The following is a 14180-nucleotide window of genomic DNA, read 5'->3' as shown; positions in this document are numbered from 1 at the left end:
AGAGACATCATTCATTTGGAGGTCAGGGTCATGACAAAGAAAAAAACTTTACTAGCACTTCTAGCGGCAACCATGGTATTGGCAGCAGGATGCTCGAACGCTTCTAACAATAATGGAGAAGCAGGCAACGGCGGTAACGCGGGTGCTGACAACGGCGGAGGCGACAAGCCGAAAATCGGGGTAGCCATTTACAAGTTTGACGACACCTTTATGTCCGGCGTTCGCGCGGCGATTGCGGATGCGGCTAAAGACAAAGCAGAGATGGACATCGTAGACAGCCAGAACTCCCAACCGGAGCAGAACAATAAAGTAGACTTGTTTATTACGAAGAAGTACAAAGCGATTGCCGTAAACCCGGTTGACCGCACAGCGGCGGGCGTTATTATCGACAAAGCGAAAGCGGCGAACATCCCTGTCGTATTCCTGAACCGCGAGCCTATGGCGGACGACATGAAGAAATGGGATAAAGTTTACTATGTCGGCGCCAAAGCGGAGCAGTCCGGTACGATGGAAGGCCAGCTGGTTGTAGATTACTTTAAAGCACATCCGGAAGCGGATAAGAATAAAGACGGCGTCGTTCAATACGTGATGCTGCAAGGCGAGCCGGGACACCAAGATGCGGAACTTCGCACACAGTTCTCCATTCAGGCTATCACAGATGCGGGCATGAAAGTAGAGAAGCTTGCTGAAGATACAGCGATGTGGGACCGCGTTAAAGCTCAAGACAAAATGGCTTCATTCCTTGCCGCACACGGCGACAAAATTGAAGTCGTCATTACGAACAACGATGACATGGCTCTGGGCGCAATCGAAGCTTTGAAAGCTAAAGGATACTTCAAAGATAACAAATACATGCCGGTTGTTGGCGTTGACGCTACGGCTCCGGCTCTGCAAGCGCTGCAAGACGGAACCTTGCTTGGAACCGTTTTGAACGATGCGAAGAACCAAGGTGCGGCAACAACAGCACTGGCAGCGGTATTGGCTAAAGGCGAAACCCCTTCCAAAGAGAACACAGGCTATGACATCACAGACGGTAAATATGTTTGGATTAACTACAAAGCCATCACGAAAGACAACATTGCTGAAGCACAATAAAGTTTAAAGAAATAAACATAGGCAGGGGGGCAACAGGCTTGCGCCGGCCCCCCTGTTTTGTTATGTATAGATAGCATCGGAGAACGGGTAGAGATCGCGTATTTACTGTAAAAGCACTTGTGGCATAAGGAGGCGAACAAACCATGTCTGAATTTTTGCTTGAATTAAATCATATTTCCAAAGAATTTCCCGGCGTTAAAGCGCTGGATGACGTAACCGTCAAGATCCGTCCGGGCTCCGTTCATGCCCTGATGGGAGAGAACGGCGCGGGTAAATCCACCTTAATGAAATGCTTATTCGGTCTGTACAAACCGGATGGCGGAGAAATCATCATCAACGGGGAGAAAGTTGAAATTAACAGTTCCAAAGATGCTTTAAAGCACGGTGTATCCATGATTCACCAAGAATTGCATCCTGTCCCTCACCGCAATGTGATGGAGAACTTATGGCTTGGCCGCTTTCCTGAGAAAGGCATCTGGCCATTCCGCTTTATCGATCATGCCCAAATGTATAAAGACTCGGTAGCTCTGTTTAAAGAGCTGGATATGGATATCAACCCGCATACGCTGGTCGGCTCCATGTCTGTATCGATGGTTCAGTCCATTGAAATTGCCAAAGCCGTTTCCTTTAAATCGAAAGTTATCGTTATGGATGAACCGACTTCTTCACTGACCGGCAATGAAGTGGAGCAGTTGTTTAAAATAATTAATGAACTTCGCAGACGCGGATGCTCTATCATCTACATTTCTCACAAGATGGAAGAAATTCTTCGTATTTCGGATGATGTAACGATTATGCGTGACGGTAAATATATCGGAACTTGGGCGGCATCGGAGCTGACCACAGATACCATTATTCAGAAGATGGTCGGCCGCGACCTCAGCTCCCGATATCCGGACCGCACGAATGTGCCGGGAGAAACGTTGTTGAAGGTGGAGAATATGACGTCGCCTAATCCTCTTTCCTTCAAGAATGTGTCGTTCGAATTGAAAAAAGGTGAAATTCTGGGTATCGGCGGTCTTGTAGGCGCTCAGCGGACTGAGGTCATCGAGGCGCTGTTCGGGCTCCGCGCGATGACGGAAGGCACGATTGAATTGAACGGCAAGCCGGTGAAGATCAAGTCGCCGGTGGATGCCAAGAAACACAGGATGGCGCTGTTGACGGAAGAACGCCGGGTTACAGGGATTTTCCCGGTCTTATCGATTGAAGAGAACGCGTTGATTGCCAACATCGGTGAATATATTTCACCACTAGGATTGCTCAACCGTAACAAATACAAGAATGTCATCAAAGCCAGTGTCGAGAAGCTTCGTGTGAAGACGCCAAGCGTGCACGAGCTGATTCGTAACTTGTCCGGCGGTAATCAGCAGAAAGTGCTGCTGTCCCGATGGCTGCTGACGAATCCGGATATTCTGTTACTGGATGAGCCGACCCGGGGCATCGACGTAGGCGCTAAGTACGAAATTTACTCGATTATTGCGGATCTCGCGAAGCAGGGTAAAAGTATCATCATGATTTCCTCTGAAATGCCCGAGCTGCTCGGCATGTCGGATCGGGTCATGGTCATGTGCGAAGGCCGCGTATCGGGCTTTGTGGACGGGGCTTCGGCAACGGAACAAGAAGTAATGCGACTAGCCACCAAGTACATGACTTAATTAGGGGAGGGAAACCAACATGAATATCACCAGACAAAACATTAGCAGTTTCTTGATGAAATATGCCATTTTCTTCGTACTTCTTATCCTCATCGCAGGCATCGGAATATCCGATCCGACGTTCTTGTCGGTAGAAATTTTTCGTGAAATTATTCTTCAAAATTCCACGCGTGTCATTATTGCATTAGGCGCCGCGTTTATCCTGATTACCGGCGGAACCGATTTGTCTTCCGGACGGATTGTGGGATTGTCAGCGGTCATCTCGGCATCCATGCTGCAGATGTCGGACTATCCGCGCAAGTTTTTCCCGAATCTATCGGAACAGAATTTGTTTGTTCCTATTATTTTGGCGATATTGGCCGGTTTAATTGTTGGTTTAGTAAACGGTTTGATTGTCGCAAAGCTGCGTGTTCCGCCGTTTATCGCTACCTTGGGTACGATGGTTATCGTTTACGGAGCCAACTCCTTGTACTTCGACATGGAGCCGAATAACTCGCAGCCCATCGGAAGCTTGAGGGGCGACTTTACCAACTTAGGGACAGGGTTTTTTGGTCCCAATGGACCTTATTCCATTCCTTATGTTGTCATCATCGCGATTGTCGTGGCCCTGATCGTATGGGTTATCTTCAACAAAACTCGCTTAGGCAAGAACATGTATGCCATTGGCGGAAATGAGCAAGCCGCTACCGTATCCGGAATCAACGTAAGCCGGAACCTGATTTACATTTACTCCATTGCCGGCGCGTTATATGGTCTGGCGGGCGTGTTGGAAGCCGCCAGAACCGGCGGAGCTACGAACAATTACGGTAACATGTATGAGCTGGATGCGATTGCCGCTTGCGTAGTCGGCGGCGTCTCCACGGCTGGCGGAATCGGAACCGTTCCGGGAGTTGTGGCGGGGGTTATGATCTTCGGTGTTATCAACTTCGGACTAACGTTCATCGGTGTCAGCCCTTACTGGCAGTTGATCATCAAAGGTTTGATCATTGTCGCCGCGGTAGCCTTCGATATTCGTAAATATCTAGCAAAGAAATAAATGTTGCTAAGAAAACCGCCAATTGGCGGTTTTTTTCCTGCGATTGGAACCTTCGCATCCGTGCGCCTGCGCTAGCGAACCGCATTAGCCTTTTCCCTTCCCTGCGCGCTTTTTCTTCCCCTTTGTCAACGCAGGCAAATGCTTCATACTTCTGGACATCGGTCCTTTGCACATCGGACACTTCTGGTCGGCGGGAAGATACTCTTCCCTGACCCAAGCTTTGCAAGCCGGATCTTTGCATCTATAGATTGGAGTCGGCGTGAGGACAGGTTGCTCCTCGGGTGTATCCACATTATCAACCAATATTAGCACCTCCTGAATGAACCCCTTTAATGTTTCCTTTGAATCCCAAAACATACATAAGAGGGACGCGCTTCGATGCCGTGACTTCAACCCGTTGGAATGGTACTATTAAAGTATACAATTCGTAGATTTATAGATGGACACGGTCCGCGTACAGAGGTGAAGAACATGCTGCAAGGAGCCGTCAGGCTGCTACAACGATTTTACGGATATCCTTCCTTTCGTAAGGGGCAGGAACCGATTATAGAAAACTTGATACGGAAACAAGATACACTGGGCGTGTTGCCTACCGGAGGCGGGAAATCCATCTGTTACCAGATTCCCGCATTATTATCAGAAGGAACCACGTTAGTCATCTCTCCCTTAATTTCACTGATGAAGGATCAAGTGGACGCGCTGGAGAGTATGGGCATTCCGTCTGCGTATATTAACAGCTCCTTGAGCAGCGCCGAAACGAATGATCGACTTCGCAAGGCTGCGAACGGAGCCTACAAATTGCTTTATATCGCCCCGGAGAGGCTGGATACAGGCAGCTTTAGTTATTTGATGGAATCGATGTATGTTCCCCTTATCGCTATTGATGAAGCGCATTGTATCTCTCAGTGGGGCCATGATTTCAGACCAAGTTATCTGAACATCGTATCTTTCATTCGCAAGTTTGAAGAGCGGCCGGTGGTGGCCGCGTTTACGGCTACGGCTACACCGGAGGTTATTCAGGACATCGCTGAGGCATTATCGCTGAAAGATCATAACGTCTTTGTTAATGGTTTCAGTCGCGAAAACTTATCCTTCTCCGTTATTAAAGGAGCGGACCGTCGGGACTTCATTACCCGATATTTAAGCGAACATCCTGAGGCATCAGGAATTATTTATGCGGCAACCCGTAAAGAGGTGGATGACCTTCACACCTTTCTGAACCGTAAAGGGATTTCAGCCGGTAAATATCACGCTGGTCTTGATGAATCGGAGCGATGCGCGATGCAAGAGCGCTTCCTGTTTGATGATATTCGGGTCATGGTGGCCACCAATGCGTTTGGTATGGGGATTGATAAATCCAACGTGAGATTCGTTATTCATCATAATATGCCTAAGAACATGGAAGCCTATTATCAGGAAGCGGGCCGCGCAGGTCGAGACGGGGAAGAAAGTGAATGCATCCTGCTGTACTCGTCACAAGATACGCAGCTGCAGAAGTTCTTGATTGAGCAGGGTGAGCTTTCGGATGAACGAAAGGCTATGGAGTATAAGAAGCTTAAATCTATGGTGGATTATTGCCATACAGGCAGATGCCTGCAGAATTATATCGTTCGTTATTTCGGGGAAGAGAATGATGACACATGCAGCAAGTGCAGCAATTGTACCGACGAGACCAAGATGACGGACATGACCGAAGAGGCTCAGAAAATCTTCTCATGTATACGACGGATGCGGGAACGGTTTGGCGTATCGTTGGTGGCGAAGGTACTAAAGGGCTCCAGGGATAAACGGATACTTGAACTTCGGTTTGATGAGTTGCCGACTTACGGTTTATTCAGCAGATTACCGGAGAAAGAGATTTCAGCCATGATTAACTATTTAGCAGCCGAAGGCTATCTGATTATGGATGGCGGGCAATATCCGGTCGTCAAGCTGACACAACGCGCCGCTGAAGTGCTTGCCGGACGGGAGCAGGTTAGCCGCAGAGCGGTGAAGGTGACTTCCGCTCAGCACGCGGAACCGAATCGTGAGCTGTTTGAAGAGCTGCGTCGGTTACGTAAGGAAATGTCCGAAAAGGCCAAGGTACCTCCTTTTATTATTTTTCAGGATACCGCATTACGGGAAATGGCCGAACAAATGCCGACGGATGAACAATCCATGATGCGAATTAAGGGTGTAGGGGAAGCCAAGTTTAATAAGTACGGCATACCGTTTATGGAGTTTATTGCTAGTTACGCACTGGCAAGCAAATAGAGTACAAGAGACGACAAATTTCCCGGGAAATTTGTCGTCTTTCACCTTAATAACTCGAATTCTCAATCACATTGGATAATATGCTTATGCTTTTGATATAGAAATCGAGAATTGGGGTAATGGTAGTAGAATGTGAATGTGGACGATGTTAATTCGATGAATCGGGGAGGACTATGAATATGGCACAGCATAAGATTAAGCTAAGCAATGGCTTGGAAATGAGTTATCTGGATGAGGGTTCGGCAACTGCGGAGCAAGCCCCGGTCGTATTGTTACACGGGTACTGCGGCAGCTCGGCATATTGGGAAAAGTTCATTCCTATGATTAGTGAAGATTACAGGGTAATCGCTCCGGATTTAAGGGGTCATGGAAATTCCTCTGCACCTCAAGGGGCTTATTCGATGGAAATTATGGCTGAGGATATCCGGTTACTGCTGGAGGAGCTTGAACTAAATAAGGTTCATTTATTAGGGCATTCCTTGGGCGGTTATATTACTTTGGCCTTTGCTGAAACCCATTCCGATTCGTTAAAGAGTTTCGGTTTGATTCATTCCACGGGTTATCCGGATACGCCTGAGGGGAAAGCCGGCAGAGGCAAGGCCATTTCCACCATTCGTGAGCAAGGCCTGGAAGTATTTATGGACGGGTTGGCACCGAAGCTTTTTGCTCCTTCTCATCGACAATCCGGATTGGATGCGGTGGATACCGTGAAGAATATCGGCCTAGGCACAGAACCCCATGCGGCAGCCGCGGCGGCTGAAGGCATGCGTGACCGTCCGGATCGAACAGCGGTGATCGCCGATACGAATTTACGCGTCTTGCTTGTTGCCGGAGGGGAAGACGGGGTCATTCCGCCGGAAAAGACGTTCTCTTCCACAGGTAATCATATTACCCAAGCACGGCTGGAAAGCGCCGGTCATATGAGTATGCTGGAGACGCCGAGACAATTGGCCGCGGTTGTAAAGGAATTTCTGCGAACCGTGTAAAGCGCTCGATTAACCAAACACCCAAAAAAACGAATACCCACTAGGGGTATTCGTTTTTTTGGGATATTAAATTGTTTATGAAACTTCCAGGTAAAGCTTGGTTCCATCCGTGTACTTAAAGATCGCCACGTCACCGACCATTTCAATAAACGAAATCTTTTTTAACTTTTTGCGAAAGTCAAAATCATACTGCATCTCATCCAATTTCGTGTAGAGTAAATTTAAGTTAGCAGCGCTGCCAAGAGCACTGTGGACTGTGATTTGTTTGTTCTTATAAGAAATCATTGCTGAAGTACGCAACATCATTCGCCTCCTTGATCTGTAGTATTAGGATACATAAGAGGTTTTAGCCTCGATTCAGTTCATTGTTAGCAGAGTATGAAATTACTTAATACATATTCATTAGAATGAAACGGGCTTGTCAGCGGAAACCGCTGTTTTGTGACGGTGAGACAGGTAACCCGGATCTCTTGGGACCGAACCTACGAGCATCCAGGACCAAGGCAAGAAGCGCAATATAACCTCTGTAACTAACCATGAAACCATCAGAGAGAGTACGAATCCTGTGAACTGAAATACATGGAATTCCAGCGGCGTGTTGCCTAGCGATAGCATGCGGTAGAATAGAAGGACCAACGGATGAATCAAATAGATTCCAAACGATGCGATTCCGATCCGAATCAGCGTATTCACGGCTTTCGGCGCCAGGTTACGGTAGATCACGAACGAAGCTTGCAACAACACCACACTGCTGGCCAGGCAAAAACCGCACCAGACAATACTATATTGGTTGGCGTGGTAGGGAGTAGCCCCTGTTCTAAGCAAGTAGTGCATATAAACATAGAAGCTGCCCAGAGCAAACCATACGAACCATAGAATACCGCTGGCGAGACCCCGACGAATATTGTTCCAAGGACGCTTCAGCCATTTTTGTACCTCGGAATAAAACATCCCAAGATATGCCCCCAACATGAGGTAGGCAAAATATGAAAACAGAATACTCCCGCTCTTATGGAATACCCCCGGTAAGTCGGTCATATATTGGATGACTTCTCTGTTCACATAAATATACCCCCACTGCACCGCCAAACCGAACAGAATTGCGGAGCGCGCAACCCCCTTCTGCATCAACCAGAGAAGCAACGGAAACAGAAAATACAATTGAATCATCAGAAACATGTAATACAAGTGTTCATGCGCTCCGCCTGTGAGCATTTGATATACAAATTTCAGGGCTGCGGTTTGCACGTCCGCATGTGGATTCAATAAGGATTTAATGACGAAATAAAGTACAGAAAAAATCAGATAAGGCACAAGAATATATTTTGTTCGCTTTTTATAGAAAGTAGTAATGACTGTGCGAGTTAATGGCTTCTTATAGTAACTGTAAAACAGCACGAAACCGCTCACGCAAATAAAAGCGGGCACGGCAAAAGATGAAAAAATATTAGCGAATAAATAAACTCCATATACCGAGGACTGGGGGTCCAATCGGGCTACGGAGATATTGGTTCCGTGAATGATCAATACGGCGAATAAAGCCATTGCGCGAAAAATATAAAGTTCCGGAATGTGTTTGCCGGCGCCTTGGGACGAGCGTTCCTGTAAAGGAGTGCGCATGATTTAGGACCTCCTTCTGGTAGTAAACACACGTTTAGTATATTACCATACTGCTGTTAACTTGAATCAGTATAGCACGATGTAATGATTTCCTGTAGGCATATGAATGATTCCATGAGGAAATGAGTCACTTTTGACTGGAAATAGAGGATTATCGTGAAGGGAGTCGAAATTTGATACTAACTATGATATACGGGAGTGCAACAAGATGAGAAGGCGTAAAAGCAGTTCAACGCATCGTATAGCTCGACTCCACAAAACAGCCGGGCTTGAAAAAGCGACGGTTATATCCCAGTGGTATCAATCTCTGCTGCAACATAATCCCGACGGAATACTTGTTCTCAATAAAACGGGTAACGTTCTTGCCTCGAATCCCGCCGCTGAACAGATTTTGAGCTATACAAAGCAAGAGATCAACAAATGCGCCAACTTCACTGAAATCATACCCCATGAAGATCTCGAGAAAGCATCTTATTATTTCAGAGAGGCGCTCGGGGGAGAACCGCATGCTTTTGATATGAAAATGAGGCATAAGGATGGGTACTCCATAGATGTATCAACGAAGTTGGTGCCGATGTTCGTCAGTGGAAGGGTTGCTGGCGTATTCGGGATATTTAAAAATATTTCGGAACAGATTAAAGCGGATTTAGAGCTGCGGAAGGCTCAAGAACTGATTGAATCCTTTGTCAACCACTCATCGGACAGTATAGTCGTGTCAGGATTACAGGGGGAGATTATCCGTACGAATGACGCATTCCGAAACTTGTTTCCTGTAGAACAAGGAGGGTATGTAGGCAGGAATCTGCAAGAACTTCCGAATTATCTGAACCGAAGCACGCTGGAACACATCATGATTAACATTTGCAATGGCAAACATCGTTTTAACATGGAAATTAATCATGTCCGCGCAGGCGGTGAACCTGTAGTGCTCGACATGCAGACTTCCCCGATATCGGACGGAGAGGGGAATGTCTCCGCTTATTCCGGTGTGTTTAGGGACATAACGGCTTATAAAGACATGGAGCATTTACTGCGTGAAGGGCAACAGCAATACAAACTTATAGCTGAGAATATGACGGATTTGATTTGTCTGCTCGACGAAAAACACACGATTCAATTTATGTCTCCGTCTTCTTCCCAAATTTTAGGTTATCCTCCTGAGGCAATGTTAGGTACCAAAGCAGAGGAATGGGTTGAGGAGAGCGAACGGAAGAAGCTTGAGGTACTGTCTAATAAGAATCACATGTCTACAACGCTTGAATTGAACTACATTCGTCCCGACGGGACCCAGATCGTGCTGGAATGCCATTCCGTGCCGGTAAACGACGAGGTTCAAGGTAAAGTGTACTTATCGGTCGTTTCACGTGATATTACAAAAAGGAAACACGCGGAGCTTGCCTTGGCGGAAGCGGAAGCGAAATACCGCGTACTTGTAGAAGAAGCGATGGTAGGCGTATATCTGTGCCAGGACGATCACTTTCTCTATATCAATCCTCGTTTTTGTGAATTTCTGAACTACACCTCGGAAGAATTAAAGCAACATCCCGTAGAGCATTTCATCGTGCCTGAGGACTTGGCTTTATTTCGAGAAAATTTAAGAATCGGTTTATCGGGAGAGCGTAAGAGTGTCTCCTACGTTTACAGATTATATCGTAAGGACGGTTCCATCGCCGAGTTGGAGGGAAATGGAAGCTTTACGATGTTTAACGGTCGTCCCGCGATAATAGGTACGATCATGGATGTCACGGAACGCAACAAGACAGAGGAAATGCTGCGTAAGTCTGATCGTCTCTCCGTTGTGGGACAACTGGCGGCCGGGGTGGCGCACGAAATCAGAAATCCGCTCACATCCTTGAAGGGTTTTGTTCACTTACTCAAATCCCGCAGTCACGAATTCAGGGATTACCTTGATATTATGTCTTCCGAATTAGATCGAATTAACTATATCGTGAGTGAATTTATGTTGGTGGCCAAACCTCAGGGAAGCATTCAATATTTAAGAAATCACGCCGTGGATATTATGGACCAGGTCATCTCACTGTTAAGCTCTCAGGCTGCCCTGTACAATGTCCAATTTATTATTGCAACAACTACAGATGAGCTGTATGTGATGTGTGACGAAAATCAGATGAAACAGGTTTATATTAACATCTTGAAGAATGCCGTCGAATCTATGCCCAGAGGCGGAATTGTGCGTATTGATTTCAGCAAGCGGCCGGAAGACAAGATCCGCATCCGGATCGTCGATCAAGGGGAAGGGATTCCGGAAGAGCGAATGCCCCAGTTGGGCGAGCCATTCTATACAACGAAGGAGAAGGGGACAGGTCTAGGGCTTATGGTTTGTTACAAAATTATTGAGTCTCACGGAGGTCGGCTGCGTATTCACAGCGTAGTGAGCGAAGGGACAACGGTCGACATTGAGCTGCCTCTGACGCCCTGATAAGCAAATAACCATCGTTACTTGAACGATGGTTATTTGTGACAAGAAACTAGACGATCTTGCGCAACTTGCCTAATTCCGAAACCAGTTGTTCAATCTCACTGATACTGAAATTAGCCTTACTGTTTATAATTTCGTAAATGTCCTTAATATCTTCATATTGATTCTCATCAAAATGCTCCGGTTTAATGGCGGCGGCAGAGGCCATTTTTAATTTACCTTTAATTTCATCCAGCATGTAAGCGATATTCGTAATCGAGGCGTGGGACAAATCCATGGGGCTCACCCTTTCTAGTTTAATGACGCGGGACGCGAAGTACTCAATACGCTCTATTGTAACATAAATAAGGTAACAACCCTCTACGGTCGAAAGGAGCCTACCCGAATAATGTCAGAACAATCTTATTCGTTCAGAGCCAAAATTTCCGGAGAGCAGCTTCCCACCTTTTTTAGCAATGTCAAAGTGTTCTGTCCGTCATTAGAGGATTTATACTTTGTTTGTATCGGAACGGACCGGTCCACGGGAGACTCCTTGGGCCCGTTAACCGGGACTTTTCTGAAAGAGGCCGGATACACCCAAGTGATCGGAACGCTGGATGCTCCTTGTGACGCGAGCAATTTGGCTGCGCGGTTACAACAAATTCCGAAAGGGGCAACCGTTATCGCGATTGACGCATGTCTCGGCCGATTGACATCCGTCGGGTTTTTCCAGGTAGCGAACCAACCGCTGGTACCGGGCGAATCCGTGGGCAAACAATTACCTCATGTCGGTGATTTCAGTATTGCGGCCATCGTGAACGCCGACGGTCCCAAGAAATATTGGATTCTGCAAAATACATCGCTTCACTTCGTAGTCACGATGGCTAAACATATTGTTATTGCCATTCAGCGGACATACCCGGTTTCACTAGAATAGGGTAGGCTCCTCATCCACATCCCCATATTCATGAGACATTTCATCTATGCATTCAGGTAACTCATTCTTCACATTCCCTACAAGCTTGGAAACGGGATACGCTATCATGTCTTCTGCCGGATAGGGACGCAGAAGCTGATACAGTAGGTCTGGATCCTCATGACGGTCCAGCCAGCGGTGTTCATCTTCCCGGCTTAGAATGACAGGCATGCGGTCATGAATCCCTTCCATAAGACGGTTAGGCGTGGTCGTAATTACGGTACAAGTAGCAATGGCTTGTCTATCGGGCATATTCGGGTCTTTCCAGAATTCATAGAGTCCGGCCATAGAGAAAATTCCCCGATCCTTCAGCTGGATCCGCATGGGTTGCTTTCCCCGCGGGGTGAGCTTCCACTCATAGAAGCCGTCTGCAGGAATGAGGCAGCGCTTACTAAGGTAAGCTTTACGGAAAGAAGGCTTCTCGCGGATGGTTTCCGCCTTGGCGTTCAACAGCTGAGACGCCATTCTTTCATCTTTAGCCCAAGGCGGCAGAAGCCCCCACTGAAGCTGTCCGATTCGGTTGACTCCATCTTTGCGAAGCACGGCGGTTACCCATTGCCGCGGTGCGATATTGTACCTGGGAACATACGGAAAGGATAAACCGATGGCGTCGAATCGTTCCAACAGTTCATCTTCCTCTTTCGCCAAAGTGAAGCGTCCGCACATAGAATCCCTCCTCAATCTATTGGATGTTGCTTACTCTCATCCCTTCTCAGTATAGGCATATTATGAATTGGAAAAAAACACTTGTCAAAAATTTCAAAATAGGAGACATTTAGTACAGTAAATTCCTAGAGTTAGATGGTGAATGGTTTGTTTATCGAGGCGCTGAAAGACATGATATTCGCAGTACTATTGCTATTGTTACCGGTATTTCTATACCATTTGTTCTATTCGGACAACCCGCATAAGAAGTTCAAAATCAATGAGTCATTCATTACCATGGTTTCCATGGCGGGCATAGTTCTTGCATTACATACCTCCGTTGAAGTCGCGGAAGGGCATCAATTCGACCTTAGACAAATTCCCTATATTGTAGGTTCTTTATACGGCGGACCTGTTGTTTCGTTTATATTATTTCTCTTCGTTAGCGGCTACCGATGGATGTTAGGCGGCGGCGGCGTGCTGCCTTCCGTTCTGTCATCGGCTATTATCTTTCTGGTCCTTGTATTTTTCATTCCAAAGTTCAGGACCCTGGTCTCCAAAAATCGCATTTGGTTATCGGGTTCCTTATCCGTTGTATTCATGTTTCTATGGTACGTTATAGGCATTGCGTTCTTGCCTGTCCTTTCGGAGCGCGTCTTATACGCGGTCATCCTGTTGTTGTTTGAAACCGCGGGTATTATGCTCATGGTTTCCTTGGTGGAGACGATCCAGAACCGTTCTGCTTTAGTGGAAGAGGTAAGACAAGCTGAGAAGATGAAGGTGGTAGGGGAATTGGCGGCTTCGGTTGCGCATGAGGTCCGGAATCCGCTCACCGTCACACGAGGGTTCATTCAATTGCTTCAGAACCATAAGTATTCCGATGAGAAGAAGAAGGAATTTACGAAACTGGCTTTGCTCGAGCTGAACCGCGCACAAGATATCTTGTCCGACTACTTGTCCTTTGCCAAACCGCAGATGGAGAATGTTGAGAATCTGGATGTATGCAAAGAGCTGCAATATGTGACGGATGTAATGTCTCCATATGCCATGATGCAGGAAGTTTATTTTGAGAATCAAATGAATCAAGAGATTTGGATCCGCGGCGACCGTCAGAAGCTGCATCAATCACTGATCAATATCGTAAAGAACAGCATAGAAGCCATGCCAAGCGGGGGAACCATTATCGTGGCTTGCGCGGAATACGGCAATCAGGCAAGAGTGCAAATCAGGGATACGGGAATCGGCATGAAGCCAGAGCAGCTCGGAAGGTTGGGGAAACCTTATTTCTCCAGTAAGGAGAAAGGGACGGGGCTCGGAATGATGGTCGTGTACAGCATTATCGAAGCTATGGGCGGAACCATCCGGGTTGACAGCCAGTTTGGCAATGGTACCGAAACCATTATTGAACTTCCATTATTGCTGGAAACCGATAATTTGGAAAAATGATGCATATTATCTTCCCTTTTCGCTCATATTACGATGGAAAACATTGTAT

Annotated in this window: 13 protein-coding genes; 8 read left to right on the top strand and 5 right to left on the bottom strand. The window is 46.9% G+C overall.

The features are described from left to right. The first annotated feature begins 30 nt into the window (after window positions 1-30). The 3 genes from SY83_RS01015 to mglC all read left to right on the top strand — a co-directional run bounded on the left by SY83_RS01015 (window position 31) and on the right by mglC (window position 3786). Window positions 31-1095, top strand: a complete 1065-nt coding sequence (locus SY83_RS01015) for a galactose ABC transporter substrate-binding protein (RefSeq protein ID WP_068603440.1) — start codon at window positions 31-33, stop codon at window positions 1093-1095. Window positions 1096-1238: 143 nt separating this feature from the next. Beyond that, complete coding sequence (locus SY83_RS01010; RefSeq protein WP_068603438.1) at window positions 1239-2750, top strand: sugar ABC transporter ATP-binding protein; 1512 nt, start codon at window positions 1239-1241, stop codon at window positions 2748-2750. Window positions 2751-2769: 19 nt separating this feature from the next. After that, window positions 2770-3786: a galactose/methyl galactoside ABC transporter permease MglC gene (mglC, locus tag SY83_RS01005; protein ID WP_068603436.1), complete on the top strand. Its 1017-nt coding sequence runs from the start codon at window positions 2770-2772 to the stop codon at window positions 3784-3786. A gap of 84 nt (window positions 3787-3870) precedes the next feature. Here the strand turns inward: mglC and SY83_RS01000 are convergent, their stop codons facing one another. After that, window positions 3871-4089: a cold-inducible protein YdjO-related protein gene (locus tag SY83_RS01000; protein ID WP_068603434.1), complete on the bottom strand. Its 219-nt coding sequence runs from the start codon at window positions 4087-4089 to the stop codon at window positions 3871-3873. A gap of 168 nt (window positions 4090-4257) precedes the next feature. On the opposite strand from SY83_RS01000, the gene recQ reads away from it, so the two are divergent. Both recQ and SY83_RS00990 read left to right on the top strand, forming a co-directional pair. Next, window positions 4258-6039 (top strand): DNA helicase RecQ, encoded by a 1782-nt coding sequence (gene recQ, locus SY83_RS00995; RefSeq protein ID WP_068603432.1) that lies wholly within the window; start codon window positions 4258-4260, stop codon window positions 6037-6039. A gap of 179 nt (window positions 6040-6218) precedes the next feature. Beyond that, entirely contained in the window at window positions 6219-7025 is an 807-nt protein-coding gene (locus SY83_RS00990; RefSeq protein ID WP_068603429.1) for an alpha/beta fold hydrolase, read from the top strand. 75 nt (window positions 7026-7100) lie between these two features. On the opposite strand, the gene SY83_RS00985 is transcribed toward SY83_RS00990, so the two are convergent. After that, on the bottom strand, window positions 7101-7325 hold the full coding sequence (locus SY83_RS00985; RefSeq protein ID WP_231891341.1) for a hypothetical protein: 225 nt from the start codon (window positions 7323-7325) through the stop codon (window positions 7101-7103). Window positions 7326-7427: 102 nt separating this feature from the next. Then, entirely contained in the window at window positions 7428-8645 is a 1218-nt protein-coding gene (locus SY83_RS00980; RefSeq protein ID WP_068603427.1) for an acyltransferase, read from the bottom strand. A 208-nt stretch (window positions 8646-8853) separates the two neighbouring features. Here SY83_RS00980 and SY83_RS00975 point away from each other — a divergent pair, with 208 nt between their 5' ends. Beyond that, on the top strand, window positions 8854-11085 hold the full coding sequence (locus SY83_RS00975) for a PAS domain-containing sensor histidine kinase (protein WP_068603426.1): 2232 nt from the start codon (window positions 8854-8856) through the stop codon (window positions 11083-11085). 49 nt (window positions 11086-11134) lie between these two features. Here the strand turns inward: SY83_RS00975 and SY83_RS00970 are convergent, their stop codons facing one another. Continuing rightward, on the bottom strand, window positions 11135-11362 hold the full coding sequence (locus tag SY83_RS00970) for a DUF1128 domain-containing protein (RefSeq protein WP_068603425.1): 228 nt from the start codon (window positions 11360-11362) through the stop codon (window positions 11135-11137). Between the two features lie 111 nt (window positions 11363-11473). Here SY83_RS00970 and yyaC point away from each other — a divergent pair, with 111 nt between their 5' ends. After that, complete coding sequence (gene yyaC / locus SY83_RS00965) at window positions 11474-12001, top strand: spore protease YyaC (protein WP_068603424.1); 528 nt, start codon at window positions 11474-11476, stop codon at window positions 11999-12001. On the opposite strand, the gene SY83_RS00960 is transcribed toward yyaC, so the two are convergent. Next, a complete protein-coding gene (locus SY83_RS00960) occupies window positions 11993-12706 on the bottom strand; it encodes an SOS response-associated peptidase (protein ID WP_068603422.1) in 714 nt (237 codons plus the stop codon). The two genes, yyaC and SY83_RS00960, sit on opposite strands and share 9 nt — an antisense overlap. 135 nt (window positions 12707-12841) lie before the next feature. Here SY83_RS00960 and SY83_RS00955 point away from each other — a divergent pair, with 135 nt between their 5' ends. After that, window positions 12842-14131 (top strand): ATP-binding protein, encoded by a 1290-nt coding sequence (locus SY83_RS00955; RefSeq protein ID WP_082882233.1) that lies wholly within the window; start codon window positions 12842-12844, stop codon window positions 14129-14131. Window positions 14132-14180: the final 49 nt, after the last annotated feature.

Source organism: Paenibacillus swuensis (assembly GCF_001644605.1).
GTDB classification, from domain to species: domain Bacteria; phylum Bacillota; class Bacilli; order Paenibacillales; family DY6; genus Paenibacillus_N; species Paenibacillus_N swuensis.
The sequence above is the reverse complement of the archived record's forward strand: the minus strand, read 5'-3'. Positions and strand labels throughout refer to the sequence as shown.